The organism is Pseudomonas sp. NPDC089734 (genome assembly GCF_044748865.1).
GTDB lineage: Bacteria > Pseudomonadota > Gammaproteobacteria > Pseudomonadales > Pseudomonadaceae > Aquipseudomonas.
In genome coordinates this window covers 51,609-75,019 of the sequence record NZ_JBIVGV010000023.1, presented here as the reverse complement: position 1 = coordinate 75,019, position 23,411 = coordinate 51,609, and the positions used below count along the sequence as shown (strand labels likewise).

The window sequence follows — 23,411 nt, the reverse complement described above, 5'->3', positions numbered from 1 at the left end:
GGAGCAAGGGAACCCCGCCATCAGGCGGGGCCGAACCGGAGCGAATGGTTTCGCCCCTTTGCCGAAACAAAGGGGCCCGCCGTAAAGGCGGAACCCGTAGGAGCGGATTTATCCGCGAAAAAGCTCCGTCCAATCCGGATATATTCCCTGACGAGGAGCGTGTTTGTTACTGGGTGGGTCGTTTAACTTGAGGCCGCCTTGCGCCTTTACGGCGCCCTACTTTGTTTTCGGACAAAGTAGGCAAAACCATTGCTCCGGGTTCGGCCCTGCCTGACGGCAGGGTTCCTTCGCTCCGGCGCTGATCCGGCGGTCGCCACAATGGGCCATCCATGGCCCAGTGTGGCTAATTCTGCATCCCTGCAGAATTCCCACCGGATCACCGCCTCCACTCAGCCGTCACCAACGTCGCGTTTTACGGTGTTCACACCATCGCGGCATAGAGCCTTTTTCGCTTTTGCTTTTGCTTTGCTCTTTGAGCACAAAAAGCCCAGACACCACCGATTGCGACGCTGGTGAAGGCCGAGTGGAGGTGTTGTGGAGTGGGGTGCGAGGCAGGAGCCGAGCAAGCGCCGCCAGGCCATGGATGGCCCATCGGCGCGGCCCCATGGAACAACGCCGGAGCAAGGGAACCCTGCCGTCAGGCGGGGCCGAACCGGAGCCGATGGTTTCGCCCCTTTGCCGAAACAAAGGGGCCCGCCGTAAGGGCGGAACCTGTACTCGCCACACAACAAAATCCGGATATGCCCACAGTAGAGAAACGTACCTGTTCTTTGATGGTTCGTTCGGCTTGATGCCGCTTTGCGCCTTTACGGCGCCCTACTTTGTTTTCGGACAAAGTAGGCAAAACCATTGCTCCGGGTTCGGCCCCGCCTGACGGCAGGGTCCCTTCGCTCCGGCGCTGATCCGGCGGTCGCCACAATGGGCCATCCATGGCCCAGTGCGGCTAATTCTGCATCCCTGCAGAATTCCCACCAGATCACCACCGCCACTCAGCCGTCACCAACGTCGCGTTTTGCGGTGTTCACACCATCGCGGCAAAGAGCCTTTTCGCTTTTGCTTTGCTCTTTGAGCGCAAAAGTTCCAGGCACCACCGATTGCGACGCTGGTGAAGGCCGAGTGGAGGTGTTGTGGAGTGGGGTGCGAGGCAGGAGCCGAGCAAGCGCCGCCAGGCCATGGATGGCCCATCGGCGCGGCCCCCATGGAACAACGCCGGAAACGAGGGAACCCCGCCTCAAGGCGGGGCCGAACCGGAGCGAATGGTTTTCCCCCCTTTTGCCAAAACAAAAGGGGGCCGCCGTAAAGGCGGAACCTATACTCGCTACACAGAAAAATCCGGATATGCCCACAGTAGAACGTATCTATTCCTTACAAAACGTCACAACTCCTGCCGGGCAAACATCTTCACCGCATCCACCGCATGGCTCGTCCCTTCACTGATCTGAACAATCACCGAACCGGCCTGATCCGCCAGGTCGACACCCTTGACCGCGTTATTACGGGTATTGTCCATACTGTCGATGGCCTGACGGGTTTCGGTCTGAATCACCCCGATCATCTCCGAGATCTCGGCCGTGGAACGACTGGTGCGCCCGGCCAGCTGGCGAACCTCATCGGCCACCACGGCAAACCCGCGCCCCTGATCGCCGGCACGGGCCGCTTCGATGGCCGCGTTCAGAGCCAGCAGATTGGTCTGCTCGGCAATACTGCGAATGGTATTGACGATGGTCGTGATCTGCTCCGAACGCTCGCCCAACTGCATGATGATCCGTGACGAATCCTCGATGTTCACAGAAATCTGACGCATTTCAGTCGCGGCCTGTTGAATCACCTGAGTGCCCTGTTCGGTGACTTTCCGGGTCTCTACCGAAATATGGTAGGCCTGCGCCGCGCTACTGGCATCACGCTCATGCTGCTCGACACGGGCCGTGATGTCCGAGGCGAACTTGATGACCTTCCAGAGCTTGCCGCTGGTGTCGTATACCGGGTTATACGTGGCCTCCAGCCAGAGGATCTGACCAAAGCGATTGACGCGCTTGAACTGCCCGCTGAAGAACTCGCCCTTGTTCAGGCGCCTCCAGAAATCGGCATATTCGCTGCTGCCAGTGATGTCCTGCGGACACAACAACCGGTGATTCTTGCCGATCAGCTCTTTTTCGCTGTAACCCATCAGACGGGTCAGGTTGCTGTTGGCGCACAGGATCCGGCCTTCCAGATCGAACTCGATCACCGCCATGGCGCGATCGATGGCATCGAGCTTGTTTTTAGCTTCCTGATCCGCCTTGACCTTCTCAGTGATGTCCATGGCGTACTTGATGATTTTCACGGTCTTGCCCGAATCGTCCTTGACCGGGTTGTAACTGGCTTCCAGCCAGACCGTCTGGCCATTGCCTGCAATGCGCTGGAACGTCGCGGAGACAAATTCACCGGCTCGCAGGCGCGACCACAACTGCGTGTATTGCGAGCTGCGTGCATAGTCGGGCGGGCAGAAGATCCGGTGTTCCTTGCCCAGCACGTCTTCGCGTCGGTAATGCATGGTGTTCAGAAAGTTGTCATTGACACTCAATACAACGCCATTCAAATCGAACTCGATGGTGGCCATCGAACGGTCGATTGCTCTTAATAGCCAGGCTTGTTGGTCAAGGGTTTGCTGGAGGGCAGCTAATTCTTTTTTATTGGAATTGAATAACATGGCGGCATGGCTCAGGAAAAAGGTTGAAAACGGTTCCTGTCCCTTGGCCTCGGGTGCGTTGTGGCACGGATGCGGGTCCTTGCGATGATGGCACTATAGTGGGTGGTTCTGGAGTTTGTACAACGGATTGTGCAAAAAAAGAGACCCCAATGATAAGGGGTATAACTTTATAGTTAATCAGTCCGTTGTTTGAGTTTGTTTTAAGGAATGGCTTTAATCAAATGAATGTTTTGACCGCCTTTTCGGGTGCCAATTAAACAGTGAAAGCGCACAAGAGCAGGGTCGTGGTCCGGACACCTGCTGTCACTGCTGATCGGTACTCAGTCCTCGAACCCTGCCTGTTCGTGAATCTCGTCCACTTTCAATTCCAGGCGGTAAGCCACGGCAATGAACAGGGCCTGACACAGGCAAAGTGTGGCGCTCAATGAGCGGAACGCAAACGAGCTGCCTTCGTTGACCAGCAAGACCGAATTGGCGCGTTTGGCCAGTGGTGACAGGTTGCTGTCGGTGATGATCAGGGTCTTGGCCTGATTGTGCTGGGCGATACGCAGGCAGTGCTGGGTTTCCTTGCCATAGGGCGTGAAGCTGATGGCAATCACCAGATCGTTGGCGCGCACGCTGCGCATCTGCTCCCGGTAGCTGCCGCCCAGCCCCGAGATCAGGTGGATGCGCTTGTTGGTGTGTTGCAGGTTGTACACCAGATAGTCGGCCACGGCGAATGAGCGACGCACACCCACCACGTAGATATTGTCGGCGTTGACCACCAGATCCACGGCTTTCTCGAATTCTTCGTCGTCCAGGTCTGCGCCCAGGCGTTCCAGGCCGGAAAGGGTGGCGTTCACGCACTCACGGGCCAGGTCCCCGCCACGAGCCTTCTGCGACTTGTTGGCGATCATGTTGCGGATGCGTTGCTGGTAGTTCTGGACCGGCGTGGTCTTGTGGGTGTAAGCCTCTCGGAACAGGGCCTGCATTTCACTGAAACCACTGAAGCCGAAGCGCTGGGAGAATCGCACGATGGCTGAAGGATGAACCTCGCATTCCCGGGCAATATCGCTGATCCGATCGACCATGATCCGGTCGCTCTGCTGGCTCATGTAGCTGGCAATGCGCTTGAGCTGGCGGGGCAGGCCTTCATATTCACTGGTGATCAGCCGCAGCAGGCCCTCGGCACTGGTCGGTGGCGTATCGAGGCCTGTGTCTGGCAGGGACGGCTGCTCGGTGCTGTTCATGTTTAATCCTTATTGCTTGTTCTTTTTGGGCCTCACCCCCTACACGAAAGCTCGTCCGCGCAGTGGGTGTGCGGTCGGGATGCCCCGGCAATGACCGCTTGATCTGCAAAATTGCGGAAACTATATCTCACCTGTCGGCCAAGTGTGTCAGTGCTGTACGTCAAGTATTGGAAAAAATATTCCACTTGAAAAATTTATAGAATAATTATTGATTGATGCCTCGGGACGTTTTAGGCTCTGTCTCACCAAAGGCATTTCGCGCACCGGCTGCGTGACATGCAGGCTGATAAAAATAACAGGAGCCACCATGGGCCAGACTCGCTTTGTCAGTGGGCGTCAGTTGGATCTGATTTGCCTCGGACGCCTTGGCGTCGATCTCTACGCGCAGCAGGTTGGCGCGCGGCTGGAAGATGTCTCAAGCTTTGCCAAGTACCTGGGCGGTTCGTCGGCGAATATCGCCTTCGGCACGGCACGGCTGGGGCTTAAATCGGCCATGCTCAGTCGCGTCGGCGATGATCACATGGGGCGTTTTCTGGTCGAGGCCCTGGCGCGTGAAGGCTGTGATGTGAGTGCCATCAAGCGTGACCCCGAACGTTTGACGGCCATGGTGCTGCTGGGGCTGAAAGATCGTGAAACATTTCCGTTGGTGTTCTACCGCGAAAATTGCGCCGATATGGCCCTGCGCGCCGAGGATATCGACGAAAACCTGATTGCCTCCAGCAAGGCTTTGCTGATCACCGGTACGCATTTCTCCACCGATCAGGTGTTCAAGGCCAGCAGCCAGGCGCTGGATTATGCCGAGAAACACAACGTCAAACGGGTTCTGGACATCGATTACCGGCCTGTCCTGTGGGGCCTGGCCGGCAAGGCCGATGGCGAGACCCGCTTCGTGGCCGATCAGCATGTCAGCCAGCATGTGCAACGTATCCTGCCGCGTTTCGACCTGATCGTCGGCACCGAAGAAGAGTTTCTGATCGCGGGGGGCACCGATGACTTGCTCAGTGCCTTGCGGGTGGTACGCGGGCTGACGGCCGCGACCCTGGTGGTCAAGCTCGGGCCGCAAGGCTGCACGGTGATTCACGGCGCCATCCCGGCCCGGCTCGAAGACGGTGCCATCTACCCTGGCGTGCGCGTGGAAGTGCTCAATGTGCTGGGGGCCGGAGATGCCTTCATGTCCGGTTACCTCAGTGGCTGGCTCAAGGATGCCTCCGACGAGCGTTGCTGCCAGCTGGCCAATGCCTGCGGCGGGCTTGTGGTTTCGCGGCATGCCTGCGCACCGGCCATGCCCACTCCGGCCGAACTCGATTATCTATTCAACAGCCCGGTGCCCATCACCCGGCCGGATCAGGATGTTGCCCTGCAGCGCCTGCACCAGGTCAGCGTGCCTCGCAAGCAGTGGAAGCAGTTGTTCATCTTTGCTTTTGACCATCGCGGGCAACTGGTGGAACTGGCCCAGCAGGCCGGACGCGACCTGAGCAGCATCGGGCAGCTCAAGCAGTTGTTCATTACCGCCGTCGAACGTGTCGAGGCCGATCTGCGCAAGCGTGGTGTCGAGGCCGATGTCGGTCTGCTGGCTGATCAGCGGTTCGGTCAGGATTCGCTCAACGCGGCCACCGGTCGTGACTGGTGGGTGGCCCGTCCGGTGGAAGTGCAGGGTTCAAGGCCGCTGGCATTCGAGCATGGCCGTTCGATCGGCAGCAATCTGTTGAGCTGGCCTCAAGAGCAGATCATCAAGTGCCTGGTGCAATATCACCCCGATGACGAGCCTCTTCTGCGTCTGGAGCAGGAGGCGCAGATCAAGGGGATGTACGAGGCTTCACAGGTCAGCGGTCATGAATTGCTGCTGGAAATCATCCCGCCCAAGGACCACCCATCGACTCATCCCGACGTGATGTACCGCGCACTCAAGCGCTTGTACAACCTGGGGATCTATCCTGCGTGGTGGAAGATCGAAGCGCAGAGCGCCGAAGTCTGGCAGCAACTGGACGAGTTGATTCGGGAACGCGACCCGTATTGCCGGGGCGTGGTGCTGCTGGGGCTCAATGCGCCGGTCGAAAAACTGGCCGAAGGCTTCGCTCAGGCGCGTCACAGCAGCACCTGCAAGGGCTTCGCCGTTGGTCGGACGATCTTCAGGGAGCCGAGTCGTGCCTGGATGGCCGGGGAAATCGACGACGCGACCTTGATAAGCCAGGTGCAGAGCACGTTTATCTGGCTGATCGAGTCCTGGCGTGAAGCACGCGCCTGAACCCATTGTCATTGACGCAGTGATAACAACAAGAAAGGTGCAGCCATGCCTGTTTCCGCAAACAACATCCGCATCGGCATCAATCCGATTTCCTGGAGCAACGACGACCTTCCGGCCCTGGGTGGCGAAACGCCGTTGAGTACCGCCCTGAGCGAAGGCAAGGAAATCGGTTACGAAGGTTTTGAACTCAACGGCAAGTTTCCCAAGGATGCCAAGGGCGTGGGCGATGTCTTGCGTCCTTATGACCTGGCGCTGGTCTCGGGCTGGTATTCCAGTCGTCTGGCCCGGCGTTCGGTCGCCGAGGAAATCGAGTCCATCGCTTCCCATGTGCAACTGCTGGCGCAGAACGGTGCCTCGGTGCTGGTGTATGGCGAAGTGGCCGACTCCATTCAGGGGCAGCGCATTCCTCTGGTCGAGCGTCCGCGCTTTCACACCGATGCCGCCTGGCGCGACTATGCCGACAAGCTCACCGAGCTGGCGCGCTTCACCCTTTCCCAAGGGGTGCGTCTGGCCTACCACCATCACATGGGAGCCTATGTCGAGTCTCCCCAGGATATCGACCGCCTGATGGAGCTGACCGGTCCCGAAGTCGGGCTGCTGTTCGACTCGGGGCATTGCTACATGGGCGGTGGCGAGCCTTTGCAGGTGTTGAGCAAGCACATTGACCGTGTCTGCCATGTGCATTTCAAGGATGTGCGCAAGCCGGTGGTGCAACTGGCACGTAACAACCTCTGGAGTTTCCCCGACTGCATCGTCAACGGCACCTTTACCGTGCCCGGCGATGGCGACATCGATTTTTCGGCGCTGCTCAAGGTCTTGTTGCAGGCCGGTTATCAGGGCTGGCTGGTTGTCGAAGCCGAGCAGGACCCCGCCGTTGCGCCCAGTTATGTCTATGCCAAAAAGGGTTATGACACGCTGCGCCAACTGCTGGCGGACGCTCGATAACGGAGGATTGGATCATGAGTCTGTTGACTAAAAGCAAGGCGCAGGGACGAGACATCGTCGCGTTACAGGAGGGCGTGCTGGAATATGTCGGTTTCGCGGCCTACCGCCTGGAAGCCGGAGAGCGCCTGCCGCTCAGCGCTGAAGATAATGAACTGTGCGTGGTGTTGCTCACCGGACACGCCAGTGTGAGCGGCGAGGCGCCGGGGCAGGGCGCTTTCAGTTGGGAAAACATCGGCGACCGGCATTCGGTCTTTGAAGAAAAGTCGCCTTTCGCCGTGTACTTGCCACCGCACAGTCAGGCGCATTTCACGGCTCTGGGACCTGCGCAACTGGCGGTCTGCAAGGCTCCCGGCGACAGCGCCAAGCGAGCGTCGGCGCGTCTGATCACTCCCGAGAGCATGAAGCGCAGCGTACGTGGCAAGGGGGCCAATACCCGCTATGTCTGCGACATCCTGCCGGACACTGAACTGGCCCATTCGCTGCTGGTGGTGGAGGTCCGGACACCCTCGGGGCATTCGTCCAGTTACCCGCCGCACAAGCACGACATGGACAACCTGCCCCACGAGAGCTGCCTGGAGGAAACCTACTACCACCAGATCAACCCGCCTCAGGGCTTCGTCTTCCAGCGGGTGTACACCGACGATCGCAGCATCGATCAGGCCATGGCCGTGGAGAACAACGATCTGGTGACCGTGCCCAAGGGCTATCACCCGGTCAGCGTGCCGTACGGTTACGAATCCTATTACCTGAACGTGATGGCCGGCCCGACGCGTGCCTGGCAGTTCCATAACGATCCGCAACACAGCTGGTTGCTGGATCTTTAACCCCCTTTCGATTTGGAGTCAGTCAGATGAGCGAGTCCCCGGTTATCGGCCATTACCTCAACGGCCAGATCAACAACGGCGATGGCGAACGCTACAGCGATGTATTCAACCCGGCCACCGGCAAGGTGCAGGCACGGGTGGCCCTGGCCAGTCTCAAGACCGTCGATGAGGCGGTCGCATCCGCTCAGGCGGCGTTTCCGGCCTGGGCGGATCAATCCTCCCTGCGCCGTGCGCGGATCATGTTCAAGTTCAAGGAACTGCTGGACAAGCATCACGAAGAACTGGCGCAGATTATCTGCCGTGAGCATGGCAAGGTGTTGTCCGATGCCCGTGGTGAGGTTGTGCGCGGCATCGAGATTGTCGAGTTCGCCTGCGGTGCTCCCAGCCTGTTGAAAAGCGATTTCAGCGACAACATCGGCGGTGGTATCGACAACTGGAATCTGCGTCAGCCGCTGGGTGTCTGTGCCGGTGTCACACCGTTCAACTTTCCGGTGATGGTGCCGCTGTGGATGATTCCTCTGGCGCTGGTGACCGGCAACTGCTTCATTCTCAAGCCTTCCGAGCGCGACCCGTCGGCCAGTCTGTTGATGGCGCGCCTGCTCAAGGAGGCCGGTCTGCCCGATGGCGTGTTCAGCGTCGTGCAGGGCGACAAGGTCGCTGTGGACGGTCTGTTACAGCATCCGGGCATCGAGGCGATTTCCTTCGTGGGTTCGACCCCCATTGCCGAGTACATCCATCAGCAAGGTACGGCCCACGGCAAGCGCGTGCAGGCGCTGGGCGGGGCCAAGAATCACATGATCGTCATGCCCGATGCCGATCTGGATCAGGCCGCCGACGCCTTGATCGGTGCGGCCTATGGCTCGGCCGGTGAGCGCTGCATGGCGATCTCCGTTGCGGTGGTGGTGGGCGATGTCGGCCAGCGCCTGATCGACAAACTGCTGCCGCGCATCGACCAGCTCAAGGTCGGCAACGGCATGAACGCCGATTCGGACATGGGGCCGCTGGTCACTGCCGTTCACAAGGCCAGGGTCGAGGGTTATATCGATCAGGGCGTGAAAGAGGGCGCGAAGCTGATTGTCGACGGGCGCAACTTCAAGGTGCCGGGGGCCGAGCAAGGCTTTTTCGTCGGCGCGACGCTGTTCGACCACGTCACTCCCGAAATGCAGATCTACAAGGAAGAAATCTTCGGCCCGGTGCTGGGCATCGTCCATGTGCCGGATTTCGCCAGTGCCGTGGCGTTGATCAATGCCCATGAATTCGGCAACGGTGTGTCCTGCTTCACCAGCGACGGCGGCGTGGCCCGTGCCTTCGCGCGTTCCATCAAGGTCGGCATGGTCGGCATCAATGTGCCGATTCCGGTGCCCATGGCCTGGCATTCCTTTGGTGGCTGGAAGCGTTCGCTGTTCGGCGATCACCATGCCTACGGCGAAGAAGGTCTGCGCTTCTACAGCCGCTACAAGAGTGTCATGCAACGCTGGCCGGACAGCATCGCCAAAGGCCCAGAGTTCAGCATGCCGACCGCCAAGTAACCTTCAGACAATGGATTGTGGAGAACAATAACAATGAGCCAGCCCCTGCGTTTTGCCCTGAACCGTATGGTCGCCCCACGCTTGCCCCTGCCGGATTTCGTCGATCTGGCGGTGAAGCTGGGCGCCGATGCCATCGAAATCCGCAATGACCTCAAGGGTGTCGAGATCGAGGACGGCACGGCACCCCGGGCCGTTCGCGAACTCTGTGCCGCCAAAGGCGTGCGTGTCTTGTCGATCAACGCCCTGTACCCGTTCGATGTCTGGAATGACGAGCGTCGTGCCCAGGCCACGAAGCTGGCGCAATATGCCCGCGACTGCGGGGCTGAAGCGCTGGTGCTGTGTCCGCTCAACGACCGGGCAGACACGCGCAATGCCGTGCAGCGTGCGACCGGCCTGCGTACGGCCCTGAGCGAACTGGCACCGATTCTGCGCGAGCACGGGATTCTGGGCTTCGTCGAGCCGCTGGGGTTCGAGGAGTGCGCGCTGCGCCTCAAGCGTCAGGCTGTGGAGGCGATCAGGGCCATCGGCGGGCTGGATGTTTATCGCCTTGTGCATGACACCTTTCATCACCATCTGGCGGGTGAAGTGGAACTGTTCCCCGAACTGACCGGGCTGGTGCATATCTCGGGCGTCGAAGATGCCCTGGCACCGCTCAACAGCATTCGCGACGGGCATCGGGTGCTGGTGGGCGAGGCGGACATTCTGGGTAACGCCGGGCAGATCGAACGCTTATTGGCCAGTGGCTACAACGGCCATCTGTCGTTCGAGCCGTTTGCCGAAAGCGTGCATACCCTGGATGACATTCCCATGGCGATCCGGCAGAGCATGAGCCATTTGTCCCGGGCTGTTGATGTAGGCCTTCGCGGATAAATCCGCTCCTACACGACCCCCTGTAGGAGCGAATTCATTCGCGAAAGGACTCAGAACCCTGTAGGAGCGGATTTATCCGCGAAGCCCCCAATAACAACAAGGTGCGAGCATGACTACAACCCGATTGACCATGGCTCAGGCCCTGGTGAGGTTTCTGGACAACCAGTACGTTGAAGTCGACGGCGTGCAGAGCAAGTTTGTCGCCGGGATTTTCACGATCTTCGGTCATGGCAATGTGCTGGGTATCGGTCAGGCGCTGGAGCAGGACAGCGGTGAGCTGGTCGTGCATCAGGGCCGTAACGAGCAGGGCATGTGCCACGCGGCCATTGGTTTTGCCAAACAGCATCTGCGGCGCAAGATCTACGCCTGCACCTCCTCGGTCGGGCCGGGTGCCGCGAATATGCTGACCGCCGCCGCGACGGCCTCGGCGAACCGGATTCCTCTGCTGTTGCTGCCCGGCGATGTCTACGCCAGCCGCCAGCCTGATCCCGTGCTGCAACAGATCGAGCAGTTTCACGACCTGAGCATCAGCACCAACGATGCCTTCAAGGCCGTCAGTAAATACTGGGACCGCATCAACCGTCCCGAGCAACTGATGAGCGCGGCGCTCAACGCCATGCGGGTATTGACCGATCCGGCCGAAACCGGTGCCGTGACCCTGGCTTTGCCTCAGGATGTTCAGGCTGAAGCCTACGATTACCCCGACAGCTTCCTGCAGAAACGCGTGCATCGCATCGACCGCCGTCCGCCGAGTCGGGCCATGCTCGATGATGCGCTGGCGTTGCTCAAGGGCAAGCGCAAGCCTTTGCTGATTTGTGGCGGCGGGGTGCGTTACTCCGGCGCTGCTCAGGCGTTGCAGGCCTTTGCCGAGCGTTTCGAGATTCCCTTTGCCGAAACCCAGGCAGGCAAGAGCGCGATCGTTTCGGCGCATCCGCTGAACATGGGCGGCATTGGTGAAACCGGAACCCTGGCGGCGAATCAACTGGCCAAGGAAGCCGATCTGATCATCGGTGTCGGCACACGTTACAGCGATTTCACCACCGCCTCGAAGTGGCTGTTCCAGAACCCGGACGTGCAGTTCCTCAACCTCAATGTCGGTGCTTTCGACGTCCAGAAGCTGGATGGTGTGCAAGTGCTGGCGGACGCACAAGAGGCCTTGCAGGCCTTGAGCCGGGATTTGCAGGCCAGCGGCTATCGTGCAGCCTGGGGAGAGGCCCCGAAAAAGGCCAGGGCCGAGCTGGATGCCGAGGTCGATCGCATCTACGCCGCCGAATATCAGACCCGGGATTTCATTCCTGAAATCAATGACCACATGGACCCGGCCGTACTGCGCGAATTCATCGAACTGACCGGTTCCTGCCTGACCCAGAGCGGTGTGCTGGGGGCGCTCAACCAGAGCCTGCCCAGGGACGCGATCATCGTCGCGGCTGCTGGCAGTCTGCCGGGCGATTTGCAGCGGGCCTGGCGTAGCACCGGTGTCGATACCTACCACGTCGAGTACGGCTATTCGTGCATGGGGTACGAGGTCAATGCCGCACTGGGCGTCAAGCTGGCCGCGCCGCAACGGGAAGTCTTCGCCCTGGTGGGGGATGGCTCCTACATGATGCTGCATTCGGAACTGGCCACTTCGATTCAGGAACGACGCAAGATCAACGTGGTGCTGCTGGACAACATGACCTTCGGTTGCATCAACAACCTGCAGATGGAACACGGCATGAACAGCTTCGGCACCGAGTTCCGTTTCCGCAACCCGGAAACCGGCCAGCTCGACGGTGGCTTCGTGCCGGTGGATTTCGCCATGAGTGCTGCGGCCTATGGCTGCAAGACCTACAAGGTCAGCACCCTTGAACAATTGCAGGCGGCCCTGGCGGATGCCCAGCGGCAGACGGTCTCGACCCTCATCGATATCAAGGTCTTGCCCAAGACCATGATCCACAAATACCTGTCCTGGTGGCGGGTGGGCGTTGCCGAGGTCTCGACCACCGGCACCACGGCGCAGGTGTACGAAAAGCTCAACAAGGAACTGGCCAAGGCCCGTCAATATTAATTGCGGTCATTCATTCAGAATAAATTCAACAGGAGCACTGCAATGGCGTTGAAATTAGGCGTAATCGGTACAGGTGCAATCGGTCGTGATCATATCCGGCGTTGCAGCAAGACTCTGCTCGGCAGTCAGGTGGTGGCCGTCACCGATATCAATCTTGAGCAGGCTGCAACCGTGGTTCGTGAGCTGGACATCAAGGCTGAAGTCTATGCCGATGGCCATGCCTTGATCGCCGCGCCGGATGTGGAGGCTGTGTTGGTGACCTCCTGGGGGCCGACCCATGAAGAGTTCGTGCTGGCGGCGATTGCGGCCGGCAAACCGGTGTTCTGTGAAAAACCCCTGGCGGTGACCGCAGAAGGCTGTCGTCGTATCGTCGACGCCGAAATCGCCCACGGCAAGCGTCTGGTGCAAGTGGGTTTCATGCGGCCTTACGACGAAGGTTACCGTGCCCTGAAGTCGGTGATCGACAGCGGGAAGATCGGCGAGCCCCTGATGCTGCACTGCGCCCATCGCAACCCGACCGTGGGCGAGAACTACAAGACCGACATGGCCATTACCGACACGCTGATCCACGAGATCGACGTATTGCGCTGGCTGCTCAATGACGACTACGTGTCGGTTCAGGTGGTGTTCCCGCGCAAGTCCGGCAAGGCCTTTGCCCATTTGAAAGACCCGCAGATCGTATTGCTGGAAACCGCCAAAGGCACCCGCATCGACGTCGAAGTCTTCGTCAATTGCCAGTACGGCTATGACATTCAATGTGAAGTGGTGGGCGAAACCGGTATTGCCAGGCTGCCGGAGCCTTCGCAGGTGCAGTTGCGCAGCGAGGCCAAGTTGTCGAACGCGATTCTGATGGACTGGAAGGATCGTTTCATCGCTGCCTATGACGTCGAACTTCAGGCTTTCATTGATGGTGTGAATGCCGGTAAAGTCGGTGGGCCTTCAGCCTGGGATGGCTATGCCGCGGCCGTGACGGCCGATGCCTGTGTCGAGGCGCAGCGCAGTGGTGCGATCGTGCCGGTGACGCTGGCCAGTCGCCCGGCGTTTTATGGCTGAGCGTTGTTAAGGACAACAACAATAAAAGGAGGACATCATGCGTATCGCACTGGATCCTTACATGTACCGCCATCTGCCGCTTAAGCAGATGGTCGATAAGGTTGCGCAGCTGGGTTACGAATACATCGAGCTGTCGCCCCGTGAAGACTTTCTGCCTTTCTATAAATACGCGCGCGTCGACCGTGCGCGTATCAAGGAGTTTCGCAAGGCCTTGAGCGATGCCGGGGTGAAACTGTCATCGCTGCTGCCGCTCTACCACTGGGCCTCGCCCGACGAGAATCTGCGCATCGCGGCGGTGCGCAACTGGAGGCGCGCAATCCAGGTCGCCGTGGAGATGGACTGCGAGTTGATCAATACCGAGTTCAGCGGCCAGTCCGATCAGGCGCTGGTCTGTGAAAACCAGTTCATGAAATCCATGGACGAGTTGATTCCGCATTTCGAGCTGGAGGGCGTCAAGCTGGATATCCAGGCCCATCCCTACGATTTCTGCGAGCGCAACAACGAGTCGGTGGACATCATTCGCGGCCTGGACCGTGACTGGATCAACTACCTGTACGCCGCGCCCCATACCTTCTTTTATGACGATGGCGTCGGTGATATTCCTTCGATGCTCAAGTACGCGGGCGACAAGCTCACGCACCTGATCATCGCCGACACCTACAATCATCGGGCGTCGTCCAATCTGCGTTATATCGTCAACCCGCCGGGCGTGACCGCAACCGTGCATCAGCATCTGGATATCGGCCAGGGCGATGTGAACTGGGAGGCGTTCTTCTCGACCCTCAGAGAGATCAGGTTCGACGGCATCGCCACGGTGGCGGTGTTCGCCTGGGAAGAGCGTGCCGACGAATCGAGTCGTTTCATGCTGGAACGCGTCAGGAGTGAATTGCTCAGATAGGAGCAGACAACCTTAATGTTCCAGGCTTCAAGGAGAATGCCATGCGAATAGGATTAGTGGGCTATGGAAAGGGAGGGCGTTACTTTCATGCAACGCTGCTTTCCAGTTTGCCCGGCGCAACCTTCGTGGGGGTCGTCACCCGCTCCCCTGAACGTCGACAGGACGTTGCCCACGATCATCCCGGTGTCGCGACGTTCGACACCCTGGCCGATCTGGTCGAGGCCGGTGTCGATGCGGTGGTGATTTCCACACCGCTGGCCTCTCGCCGCAACCTGATACTGGAGGCCATCGAGCTGGGTGTGAACGTTGTCAGCGATAAGCCCTTTGCCGATAACGCTGCCCAGGCCCGGGAGTTTGTCGAGGCGGCGAGGCGTCGTGGCGTGCAGATCAGTGTCTATCAGAATCGACGCTGGGATTCGGACTTCCTGACGGTGCGCAAGCTGATCGACAACGATGTGCTGGGTTCGATCACACGTTTCGAGTCCAGCATCGAACGTTTTTCGCCACGTTCCGTGGGCAAGACCAGTGGTGGCGGCCTGTTGCGTGATCTGGGCAGCCATCTGGTGGATCAGGCGCTGGTGTTGTTCGGTCCGGTCAGCCGGGTGTATGCCGAGTTACAGTTCATGGCCCCCGACGAACCCATGGATCACGCGTTCTTCATTTCCCTGACTCACGCCAGCGGTGTGGTTTCACACCTGGTCGGCAGTTGCCTGCAAAACACACCAGGGCCGCGTTTCCGGGTCAGTGGCACACAGGGGTGTTACAGCGTCGAGGGGCTGGACGGGCAGGAAGAGGCCGCACTGGCCGGCCTGACTCCCCGTTCCGAAGGTGAACGCTGGGGAGTCGAGGAGCATCGGCGCTGGGGCTGGTTCGAGCAGGGCGAGCACCGTGAGCGGGTGCCTTCCGAACAGGGATGCTGGCTCGAGTTCTATCGACAGCTACAGGATTCCATCGATGGAAAGGGGCGCAACCCGGTCGATCCGAACGATGCCGTTGCCACGGCCGTTGTGCTGGACGCTGCCCGCCTGAGTGCGAAGGAAGGACGAGTGATTGCGTTATAAACAACGGGTTTCTTTCGTTTTGCCAGGCAAAGCCCCGGTTCTTTCTGGAGAGCCGGGGCTTTCTATCATGCCGATATGGAAAGGGAGCGGAATAAAATTCTAAAATGTGTTGAATTGGAAAATATTTTCCAATAAAGTCATTTTCAGGTTGCCGACTATCGAATCACCTGTGCTGTCAGACCTTTCTGAAAGTCACAGGAAACAAGCAAACAAAAACAAAACAAGATAGGTACTGTCGATGAAAACCCCTACCTCTGGCCGCAAGGCCAAGCGTGCTGTCCCCCCGTCATTCTGGATTTCCGTCATGGAGCGATTCCTGACGCTCGTCGCACGCGGCATGTGCGTCCAGCACAAGGACACGCTGCTGTTCTGCATACCCGGTGCCACCGGTATCCGTCTGCCGAAATGATCCATTGCTCCGCCATGTCGTTACCAAGTCTGAACAACAACAAGAATTTGGAGACAGACCCTCATGAAGACCAAGATTCGTTTCACTTCGCTGGCTCTGGCCTTGGCGCTCGGCAGTGGCACGGCGCTGGCCGATGTCAGAATCGGCGTGGCGATGTCGCAGTTCGATGACACCTGGCTGACCTACCTGCGCGATGACATGAGTGCCAAGGCCAAATCCATGCCTGAAGGCGTGTCATTGCAGTTCGTCGATGCCCGTGCCGATGTGAATAAACAGATCGATCAGGTGCAGGAGCTCATCGGCAAGAAAGTCGACGCTCTCATCGTCAACCCGGTCGATACCGCCGCGACGGCCCGTATCACCAAGTCAGCCACGGCTGCCGGGATTCCGCTGGTGTACGTCAACCGCCGTCCCGATGATCCGAAACTGCCCGAAGGTGTCGCCACCGTCACGTCTGACGATATCGAGGCCGGTCGCCTGCAGATGCAATACATCGCCGAGAAAATGGGCGGCAAGGGCAATGTCATGATCCTGCTGGGGGATCTGGCCAACAACTCGACACAGAACCGCACCAAGGGCGTGAAAGAGGTGTTGAGCAAATACCCTGACATCAAGATCGACCAGGAACAGACCGGCATCTGGGCACGCCAGAAAGGCATGGACCTGACCAATGACTGGATCACCCAGGGCAAGGAGTTCAATGCCATCCTGTCCAACAACGACGAAATGGCGATCGGTGCCGCCATGGCCCTGAAGCAGGCGGGGGTCAAGAAAGGCAGTGTGCTGGTCGCCGGGGTGGACGGCACGCCTGACGGCCTGAATGCCGTGACCCGGGGCGACCTGACGGTATCGGTCTATCAGGATGCCAAAGGGCAGGCCAACGGTGCGATCGACGCCGCCGTGAAAATGGCCAAGAAGGAAAAGGTCGAGCCACAGGCCATCGTGATTCCCTATCGCCTGATCACGCCCGAGAACGTCGCCACCTTCAAATAAAACAGTGAGCAGGCCAGGGAGGGCATGCACGACACCCTCCCGGAGCCTGTTGCTTGAGGAGTCTGTGATCATGTCCGGTTTCGCTACTGCTACCCGTCAGACCTTGCGCGATACGCCTTCTGCTGCCCGTGCCGCCACCGAGGCCCAATCTCCCTATCTGCTGGAAATCAGCAACATCAGCAAAGGGTTTCCGGGCGTCATTGCCCTCAATGATGTGCAGCTGCGGGTACGTCCCGGCAGTGTGCTGGCCTTGATGGGGGAGAACGGTGCCGGCAAGTCGACCCTGATGAAAATCATTGCCGGCATCTATCAGCCCGATGCCGGCGAGATACGCCTGCGGGGCAATCCCGTGCATTTCGATACACCTCTGGCGGCCTTGCAGGCGGGGATTGCGATGATCCATCAGGAATTGAACCTGATGCCGTTCATGAGCATTGCCGAGAACATCTGGATCGGCCGTGAACAACTCAACGGTCTGCACATGGTGGACCATCGGGAAATGTTCCGTTGCACCGCCGAGCTGCTGGAGCGTTTGCGCATCAAGCTCGATCCGCAGGAACTGGTGGGCAACCTGAGCATTGCCGAGCGGCAGATGGTGGAGATTGCCAAGGCGGTTTCCTATGACTCCGACATCCTGATCATGGACGAGCCGACCTCGGCGATCACCGAAACCGAAGTCGCTCACCTGTTTTCAATCATTGGCGACCTGCGTGCCCAGGGCAAAGGCATCATCTATATCACCCACAAGATGAGCGAAGTGTTCGAGATCGCCGATGAAGTGGCGGTCTTTCGCGACGGGGCCTATATCGGCCTGCAGCGTGCAGAGAGCATGGACGGCGACAGCCTGATTTCAATGATGGTGGGGCGTGAGCTGACCCAACTGTTTCCCGAGCGGGAAAAACCCATCGGCGACCTGTTGCTGTCGGTGCGGGACCTGAGTCTGGACGGTGTGTTCCAGGGCGTGTCGTTCGATCTGCATGCCGGCGAGATTCTCGGTATCGCCGGGCTGATGGGTTCGGGCAGGACCAATGTGGCCGAAACCCTGTTCGGCATCTCGCCCAGCCAGAGTGGCGAAATACAGCTCGACGGCGTTCCGGTGCGCATTGCCGAGCCGCACCAGGCCATTGAAAAAGGCTTCGCGCTGCTGACCGAGGACCGCAAGCTCACGGGGCTGTTTCCGTGCCTGTCCGTGATGGAAAACATGGAAATGGCCGTACTGGCCAACTATGCCGGCAATGGTTTCGTCCAGCAGAAAGCGCTGAGGGAGTTGTGCGAAGAGATGTGCAAGAAACTGCGCGTCAAGACGCCTTCTCTGGAGCAGTGCATCGATACGCTGTCGGGCGGCAATCAGCAGAAGGCATTGCTGGCCCGCTGGCTGATGACCAACCCCAGGATTCTGATTCTCGATGAGCCGACCCGGGGCATCGATGTGGGGGCCAAGGCGGAGATCTATCGCCTGATTTCCTTCCTGGCCAGCGAAGGCATGGCCGTCATCATGATTTCCTCTGAGTTGCCCGAAGTGCTGGGCATGAGTGACCGGGTCATGGTCATGCACGAAGGCGAAATGATGGGCATCCTCGACCGCAGTGAGGCGACCCAGGAAAAGGTCATGCACCTGGCTTCCGGCCATTTGGTTCACTGAGTTCGCAGGGTCGGGCTCGGGCAGAAGAAGAACAAGAGGGTAATGGAAATGAGTAACGCGATCTTGCAAAACAAACCGGCCCTGGCGCCGACCAAAAGCAAACGCCGGCTGCCGACCGAGCTGAGTATTTTCCTGGTGCTGATCGGTATCGGGCTGGTCTTCGAGCTGTTCGGCTGGATCGTTCGCGATCAAAGCTTCCTGCTCAACTCCCAGCGTCTGGTCCTGATGATCCTTCAGGTCTCGATCATCGGTCTGCTGGCCATCGGGGTGACGCAGGTCATCATCACCACGGGCATCGACCTGTCGTCCGGCTCGGTGCTGGCCCTGTCGGCGATGATCGCGGCGAGTCTGGCGCAGACATCGGACTTTTCCCGGGCCGTGTTTCCCTCGCTCACTGACCTGCCGGTCTGGATACCGGTGGTCGTGGGGCTGGGAGTGGGGCTGCTGGCCGGAGCGATCAACGGCAGCATCATCGCGATCACGGGCATTCCGCCGTTCATTGCGACCCTGGGCATGATGGTGTCCGCCCGTGGTCTGGCGCGCTTCTACACCGAAGGGCAGCCGGTAAGCATGTTGTCGGATTCCTACACGGCCATCGGGCAGGGGGCGATGCCGGTCATCATCTTCCTGATCGTGGCCGTGATCTTCCATATCGCCTTGCGCTACACCAAGTACGGCAAGTACACCTATGCCATTGGTGGCAACATGCAGGCGGCGCGGACCTCGGGCATCAACGTCAAGCGACATCTGGTGATCGTCTACAGCATTGCCGGCCTGCTGGCCGGGCTGGCGGGCGTCGTGGCGTCTGCACGGGCTGCGACCGGGCAGGCGGGGATGGGCATGTCCTACGAGCTGGATGCGATTGCCGCCGCGGTGATCGGAGGCACCAGCCTGGCCGGCGGTGTCGGGCGCATTACCGGCACGGTGATCGGCGCACTGATCCTGGGGGTGATGGCCAGCGGTTTTACCTTTGTCGGTGTGGACGCCTATGTGCAGGACATCATCAAGGGACTGATCATTGTAGTTGCCGTTGTTATCGATCAATATCGCAACAAGCGCAAAGCCAAGCGCTGATAAGGAATGATGTAGCGCAAGGGGCCTGTCGAGGCCCTTTTGTGCTTTCTGCTGACTGGAACTGATCTTCGAACACAGAGTCAGAGGCTCTTCAAACAGCTTTCAAGGCCCGATTTTCAGGCAAGTCATGCAGTTGTTGTACAAAAACCCTTCAATTGTATTGCCGACGGGCCAAGCCGGCCTTAGACTGCCGCCCCTCGTAAATTGAGTGCCTGGTGGCGCTTGGAGATCATGGCGCTTTTACGGCAACGTTGAGCCGCTCCTCAATGCACGTTTTTTTATAGAGAAATCAATGACAAAGGAAAAGTTGCTGGCCATGCCGGCCGATGACTACATGAATGCTGAACAGCATGCTTTCTTCGTCGAGCTGTTGCAGGCCATGAAGGTCGAAATCCACGAGCGTATCGAGCAGAGCCGCATTGCGATCGAGAGCCTGGACACACCGGCAGACCCTGCCGATGCTGCTTCTGTAGAAGAAGAGCGTCACTGGCTGGTCAATGTGATCGACCGCGATCAGCGCATGCTGCCACAGCTGGAAATGGCCCTGGCCCGCATTGCCGACGATACCTTTGGCTGGTGTGACGACAGCGGCGAGCCTATCGGCCTCAAACGCCTGCTGATCAGCCCGACGACCAAATATTGCATCGAGGCGCAAGAGCGCCACGAGCAGATCGACAAGCACCAGCGCCAGGCCTGATCCAGGCGCAGGACAAGGGTGTGACCTGACCGGGAGGCGATGAATCGCCTCCCGGTTTCGTTGTGCCTGCGATTTACCGGAACGGGCCGTTTTGCAACTGTTGTCCGACGCAAGGGCAATGCTCCCGTTATCGTCGATGGGCAATCCATTTATACCACTCATGATTTCTTTTATTTCGGGCAAACAGTAATAGGCACTTTTCTTTATATGGATAGTGTTTTCTTTAACTGTTGCGGTAAATATTTATTGTTTTTTATGGGTGTCTTTGACTCTGGTTGTAGGATTACTCTGTAAAGTGAGTGACGACTTGACTGTGGAGGTTTGCTGGACAATCTATCTTTATCAATTGTATTTGAATGTTAGTTCCAGGAGCGGTTACATCATGTAATGGCTTCCAAGGACTTCTAAGGATGGAAAAATGATGAAGAGCACAGGGATGACCAGGCAAGCATCAGCAGTGTCCGCGACCGCCATGCTCCACGTTACGGTACGCGCAGGCCTGTTCTTCGACGGTACGGGCAATAATCGCGTCAATAGTCAGATAGGGGCCGATTGCCAGGCCATGATGGAAATCAATAACGGTCAACATATCTGTGAGTGTGCCGGGCGTCATTCGGACCCCGGTAGCAGTTACAGTAACGACTTGAGTAATATTGCCCGGCTGGTCGGGCTTTATCGTCATCAATATGTTGCCCGAAATGACGGGGAAGGGTTGAAAGTTTACTGGCCCCTTTATATCAGTGGGGCCGGAACAACTTCCGGAGCGGGGGATTCGCTCTGGCCGGGGCAAAGTTTTGGGCGAGGCACGACCGGTGTCGTCGCCAAGGTGGAGCAGGCCATCAAGAAGCTGGGGTCGCGCCTCAGGGCATTTGCGCTCGACAATCCAGGCTGTGTCATCGAGACGCTTGAGCTGGATGTCTTCGGTTTCAGTCGGGGCGCGGCTTCGGCCCGGCATTTCATCAATGAGGTCCTGAAGCGGGATCAGGGGGCTCTGGAGCCGGCCCTTGCAAGCAGAAAAGTGCCCCTGGGCCCGGATTTCGACTGGAGCAGCGTACACATCAAGGTGGTCGGGCTGTTCGATACGGTGGCCGCCATCGGCAGTCTCAAGGATCTGTGCAATGGCCGCGACTCGACCAGCAAGCGGGTCAATCTCTACCTGCCTCCCGGGTGCGCCCAGCAGGTCCTGCATCTGGTGGCTGGCGACGAGTCACGGCGAAACTTTGCTCTCAACAGCATTGCCCCGGAGTGGGGCAGGGAGATCGTGCTGCCAGGGGCACATGCGGATATCGGCGGAGGGTATCACCCTCAAATGAACGAAAAGCTCCTGCTGACCCGGCCCCGCATGAGCATTGTCTACCGTGACACGCCCTGTGAATCCAGCTCGGCCTGGTTGCAGGCGCAGGCAGATCTGCAGTCCCTGGATGCGGGGCAGTGGATCGACCCCGAAGACCGTCAGGCATCGTTGCGGGTGGAGTGCTGCGAATCATACAGCCATGCGCGCAGCAGTGCTTTCGGGGTCAAGTCCGTGATGGCGTCTGTCTGCCTGCGCCGCCAGGTGTTCGGGCATCTGTCGAGGGTGCATCTGCGGATCATGCATGCGCTGGCCTGTGACGAGGGCGTGCCGTTCGAGCCGATTCCCGATACGGCGGACCTGCGGCTTGTGCCGGAACTCGAAGGGATCGCCTGCAAGCTGATCGGTTATGCACGTGGCGGTGAGTACACCCTGGATGCGCATGAAGAGCGTCTGCTGCGCTGGCGCTACATCCATCGCTCTGCGCACTGGAATGCGGTTATCGGCCGCGTCGGCAGTATCAGCGATGCCGTATTCGTCCATGCCCCCGAGCCGGGTGGCCGGGTCCGGTATCCGAACGTTGGGCAGCCCGGATACCGGCATTGAACGGGGTTGAGTCAGGGGCGCTTGTGCAGTAACACGTTGAGCTCATCGACGACGGGTGCCCAGTCGGCATCTTCGCGAAGCTCCTCTTTCAGAAAGCGTGCCTGTTGTGGCGTCCAGAATTCGGCATCGACCAGTTTCACATCGGCCGGCAGTGAATGGTTGGCAATGAATGTCTGGATGCTATTTTCGTCCGTGTCCAGCCCCAACTGCGCGAACAGGTTGGGTAATGAGTGAGTGGGCAGTTCCATGTCATTTCCTCTATGGGTGGCCTCTGTCTTGTATCGGAGTGTCGGGAAGCGGCAAGAGTTCTAGGCTCTGTACGAAAAGTGGCTGCGCTCGGTGATGCTGCGTTAAAAACAGGCTCGTGCGCGAGTCCGATCGGAATGCTCATTGACAACTAGTCAAGTCGAGCGCGACTCCGACCGTTCCTCACCTGTTTTTGCCTTGTCTGACCTTCGCTCACCGACTTTTCGTACAGAGCCTATGCTTGTCTGTCGACAGTGGCTCGATCTTTTATTGAACCGATGGCAAGTGATAATGTTCTGACCCGAGGGCCTTGATCCGGTTTCCCGGAAGCGTCGGGCGTTACCCCTTTTCCTGCCCGGATATTTATCCGTACAAAAGGTATATATCCCGTGGATGGGCTGTGTCGGTAGAATTCGCCCCCGCCTGCCCTAAGGGCGGACGATCAAGGGCGCATCGTCTGTCGTGGCAGCGCATCGCACGCTATTTCAGCCGTTTCAGCGGCAAGTAAGGATGCTTTACTTTTTTGACTGTCCTGGTTCTGTCAGGCAGCCTGATTTTCATGTTCGGGGGTTTGTACTTTGGCTGTAAGTAATCTGGATACCCATTCTCTGTTTGTGCTCGGTGATCTTCGGGCGCAGCTGGTCAAGCAGTTCCAGTCACGTTTTGTCTACATCACCGAGCAGTCGCCGGAGGGCATCTACATGTCCGAAATCGATACCGAAACGGCGATGGTGGTGGATGACAAGCCACGCCTGGAGCTCAAGGTCGGTGATCACTTTCGTGCATCGGTTCTGCCCAGCCGCGAAGGTGGAAAGTTTGAACTGAAGTTTCGCGAGATCAGGTTCACCGTCTATGGACTGGGCGATTACGCCTATGTCGATATTCCCGAAGGGCACGGTATTGTCTTCAAGGAAGGCCACGGCGTCTTCATGGTGTTTGCGGCCCATGAACAGTTGCAGGGTGGTTTGAGCAAGCCTCTGAAGGCGGCGATCGGCAAGGCTGCCAAATGGCGCAAGGGTGAGCTGACCTTCAAGGCCAGTGAGTGATCGAAGCCGAGGGATGG

Annotated in this window: 18 protein-coding genes and 2 pseudogenes; 16 read left to right on the top strand and 4 right to left on the bottom strand. The window is 58.8% G+C overall.

Going from position 1 to position 23,411, the window contains the following annotated elements:
• Window positions 1-1,375 precede the first annotated feature (1,375 nt).
• The 3 genes and pseudogenes from ACIPY9_RS22560 to ACIPY9_RS22550 form a co-directional block, all read right to left on the bottom strand.
• A pseudogene (locus ACIPY9_RS22560) lies at window positions 1,376-1,807 on the bottom strand (methyl-accepting chemotaxis protein); the annotation flags it as partial.
• A 108-nt stretch (window positions 1,808-1,915) separates the two neighbouring features.
• A pseudogene (locus ACIPY9_RS22555) lies at window positions 1,916-2,689 on the bottom strand (PAS domain-containing protein); the annotation flags it as partial.
• Window positions 2,690-3,009: 320 nt separating this feature from the next.
• On the bottom strand, window positions 3,010-3,918 hold the full coding sequence (locus ACIPY9_RS22550) for a MurR/RpiR family transcriptional regulator (protein ID WP_400706767.1): 909 nt from the start codon (window positions 3,916-3,918) through the stop codon (window positions 3,010-3,012).
• Between the two features lie 307 nt (window positions 3,919-4,225).
• Between ACIPY9_RS22550 and iolC the strand changes: the two genes are divergently transcribed.
• From iolC to ACIPY9_RS22475, 15 genes are all read left to right on the top strand, one after another.
• Entirely contained in the window at window positions 4,226-6,163 is a 1,938-nt protein-coding gene (gene iolC, locus ACIPY9_RS22545; protein WP_400706765.1) for a 5-dehydro-2-deoxygluconokinase, read from the top strand.
• A gap of 45 nt (window positions 6,164-6,208) precedes the next feature.
• Window positions 6,209-7,108 carry a myo-inosose-2 dehydratase gene (gene iolE / locus ACIPY9_RS22540; protein WP_400706762.1) on the top strand — a complete coding sequence of 300 codons (900 nt, stop codon included), beginning with the start codon at window positions 6,209-6,211 and terminating at the stop codon, window positions 7,106-7,108.
• Between the two features lie 14 nt (window positions 7,109-7,122).
• Window positions 7,123-7,932, top strand: coding sequence for a 5-deoxy-glucuronate isomerase (gene iolB / locus ACIPY9_RS22535; RefSeq protein ID WP_400706759.1), 810 nt, complete (start codon window positions 7,123-7,125; stop codon window positions 7,930-7,932).
• A 26-nt stretch (window positions 7,933-7,958) separates the two neighbouring features.
• Window positions 7,959-9,461, top strand: a complete 1,503-nt coding sequence (locus ACIPY9_RS22530; protein ID WP_400706756.1) for a CoA-acylating methylmalonate-semialdehyde dehydrogenase — start codon at window positions 7,959-7,961, stop codon at window positions 9,459-9,461.
• 33 nt (window positions 9,462-9,494) lie between these two features.
• Window positions 9,495-10,331 carry a TIM barrel protein gene (locus ACIPY9_RS22525; protein ID WP_400706753.1) on the top strand — a complete coding sequence of 279 codons (837 nt, stop codon included), beginning with the start codon at window positions 9,495-9,497 and terminating at the stop codon, window positions 10,329-10,331.
• Window positions 10,332-10,440: 109 nt separating this feature from the next.
• Window positions 10,441-12,378 carry a 3D-(3,5/4)-trihydroxycyclohexane-1,2-dione acylhydrolase (decyclizing) gene (iolD, locus tag ACIPY9_RS22520; protein WP_400706750.1) on the top strand — a complete coding sequence of 646 codons (1,938 nt, stop codon included), beginning with the start codon at window positions 10,441-10,443 and terminating at the stop codon, window positions 12,376-12,378.
• Between the two features lie 42 nt (window positions 12,379-12,420).
• Window positions 12,421-13,431 carry a Gfo/Idh/MocA family protein gene (locus ACIPY9_RS22515; protein WP_400706747.1) on the top strand — a complete coding sequence of 337 codons (1,011 nt, stop codon included), beginning with the start codon at window positions 12,421-12,423 and terminating at the stop codon, window positions 13,429-13,431.
• A gap of 37 nt (window positions 13,432-13,468) precedes the next feature.
• Window positions 13,469-14,329 (top strand): sugar phosphate isomerase/epimerase family protein, encoded by an 861-nt coding sequence (locus tag ACIPY9_RS22510; protein ID WP_400706744.1) that lies wholly within the window; start codon window positions 13,469-13,471, stop codon window positions 14,327-14,329.
• Between the two features lie 41 nt (window positions 14,330-14,370).
• Window positions 14,371-15,390, top strand: a complete 1,020-nt coding sequence (locus ACIPY9_RS22505) for a Gfo/Idh/MocA family protein (RefSeq protein ID WP_400706741.1) — start codon at window positions 14,371-14,373, stop codon at window positions 15,388-15,390.
• 238 nt (window positions 15,391-15,628) lie between these two features.
• Window positions 15,629-15,799: a hypothetical protein gene (locus ACIPY9_RS22500; protein WP_400706739.1), complete on the top strand. Its 171-nt coding sequence runs from the start codon at window positions 15,629-15,631 to the stop codon at window positions 15,797-15,799.
• 63 nt (window positions 15,800-15,862) lie between these two features.
• Window positions 15,863-16,792, top strand: a complete 930-nt coding sequence (locus ACIPY9_RS22495) for a sugar ABC transporter substrate-binding protein (RefSeq protein ID WP_400706736.1) — start codon at window positions 15,863-15,865, stop codon at window positions 16,790-16,792.
• 70 nt (window positions 16,793-16,862) lie between these two features.
• Complete coding sequence (locus ACIPY9_RS22490) at window positions 16,863-18,434, top strand: sugar ABC transporter ATP-binding protein (protein ID WP_400706733.1); 1,572 nt, start codon at window positions 16,863-16,865, stop codon at window positions 18,432-18,434.
• 48 nt (window positions 18,435-18,482) lie between these two features.
• Entirely contained in the window at window positions 18,483-19,508 is a 1,026-nt protein-coding gene (locus ACIPY9_RS22485; protein ID WP_400706730.1) for an ABC transporter permease, read from the top strand.
• Between the two features lie 292 nt (window positions 19,509-19,800).
• Window positions 19,801-20,205 carry a TraR/DksA family transcriptional regulator gene (locus ACIPY9_RS22480; RefSeq protein ID WP_400706727.1) on the top strand — a complete coding sequence of 135 codons (405 nt, stop codon included), beginning with the start codon at window positions 19,801-19,803 and terminating at the stop codon, window positions 20,203-20,205.
• 421 nt (window positions 20,206-20,626) lie between these two features.
• Window positions 20,627-22,102 carry a T6SS phospholipase effector Tle1-like catalytic domain-containing protein gene (locus ACIPY9_RS22475; RefSeq protein ID WP_400706776.1) on the top strand — a complete coding sequence of 492 codons (1,476 nt, stop codon included), beginning with the start codon at window positions 20,627-20,629 and terminating at the stop codon, window positions 22,100-22,102.
• Between the two features lie 11 nt (window positions 22,103-22,113).
• Here the strand turns inward: ACIPY9_RS22475 and ACIPY9_RS22470 are convergent, their stop codons facing one another.
• Window positions 22,114-22,350: a DUF2789 domain-containing protein gene (locus ACIPY9_RS22470; RefSeq protein ID WP_400706724.1), complete on the bottom strand. Its 237-nt coding sequence runs from the start codon at window positions 22,348-22,350 to the stop codon at window positions 22,114-22,116.
• A gap of 576 nt (window positions 22,351-22,926) precedes the next feature.
• Here ACIPY9_RS22470 and ACIPY9_RS22465 point away from each other — a divergent pair.
• On the top strand, window positions 22,927-23,394 hold the full coding sequence (locus ACIPY9_RS22465; protein WP_400706721.1) for a hypothetical protein: 468 nt from the start codon (window positions 22,927-22,929) through the stop codon (window positions 23,392-23,394).
• Window positions 23,395-23,411: the final 17 nt, after the last annotated feature.

What these genes read in the sequence shown, in the direction of transcription:
- ACIPY9_RS22550 (WP_400706767.1), bottom strand. Translation starts at nt 3,918, where the DNA reads ATGAACAGCACCGAGCAGCCGTCCCTGCCAGACACAGGCCTCGATACG.
- ACIPY9_RS22510 (WP_400706744.1), top strand. Translation starts at nt 13,469, where the DNA reads ATGCGTATCGCACTGGATCCTTACATGTACCGCCATCTGCCGCTTAAG.
- ACIPY9_RS22515 (WP_400706747.1), top strand. Translation starts at nt 12,421, where the DNA reads ATGGCGTTGAAATTAGGCGTAATCGGTACAGGTGCAATCGGTCGTGAT.
- iolC (WP_400706765.1), top strand. Translation starts at nt 4,226, where the DNA reads ATGGGCCAGACTCGCTTTGTCAGTGGGCGTCAGTTGGATCTGATTTGC.
- ACIPY9_RS22485 (WP_400706730.1), top strand. Translation starts at nt 18,483, where the DNA reads ATGAGTAACGCGATCTTGCAAAACAAACCGGCCCTGGCGCCGACCAAA.
- ACIPY9_RS22525 (WP_400706753.1), top strand. Translation starts at nt 9,495, where the DNA reads ATGAGCCAGCCCCTGCGTTTTGCCCTGAACCGTATGGTCGCCCCACGC.
- ACIPY9_RS22530 (WP_400706756.1), top strand. Translation starts at nt 7,959, where the DNA reads ATGAGCGAGTCCCCGGTTATCGGCCATTACCTCAACGGCCAGATCAAC.
- ACIPY9_RS22470 (WP_400706724.1), bottom strand. Translation starts at nt 22,350, where the DNA reads ATGGAACTGCCCACTCACTCATTACCCAACCTGTTCGCGCAGTTGGGG.
- iolB (WP_400706759.1), top strand. Translation starts at nt 7,123, where the DNA reads ATGAGTCTGTTGACTAAAAGCAAGGCGCAGGGACGAGACATCGTCGCG.
- ACIPY9_RS22505 (WP_400706741.1), top strand. Translation starts at nt 14,371, where the DNA reads ATGCGAATAGGATTAGTGGGCTATGGAAAGGGAGGGCGTTACTTTCAT.
- ACIPY9_RS22500 (WP_400706739.1), top strand. Translation starts at nt 15,629, where the DNA reads ATGAAAACCCCTACCTCTGGCCGCAAGGCCAAGCGTGCTGTCCCCCCG.
- iolD (WP_400706750.1), top strand. Translation starts at nt 10,441, where the DNA reads ATGACTACAACCCGATTGACCATGGCTCAGGCCCTGGTGAGGTTTCTG.
- iolE (WP_400706762.1), top strand. Translation starts at nt 6,209, where the DNA reads ATGCCTGTTTCCGCAAACAACATCCGCATCGGCATCAATCCGATTTCC.
- ACIPY9_RS22475 (WP_400706776.1), top strand. Translation starts at nt 20,627, where the DNA reads ATGAAGAGCACAGGGATGACCAGGCAAGCATCAGCAGTGTCCGCGACC.
- ACIPY9_RS22490 (WP_400706733.1), top strand. Translation starts at nt 16,863, where the DNA reads ATGTCCGGTTTCGCTACTGCTACCCGTCAGACCTTGCGCGATACGCCT.
- ACIPY9_RS22480 (WP_400706727.1), top strand. Translation starts at nt 19,801, where the DNA reads ATGACAAAGGAAAAGTTGCTGGCCATGCCGGCCGATGACTACATGAAT.
- ACIPY9_RS22495 (WP_400706736.1), top strand. Translation starts at nt 15,863, where the DNA reads ATGAAGACCAAGATTCGTTTCACTTCGCTGGCTCTGGCCTTGGCGCTC.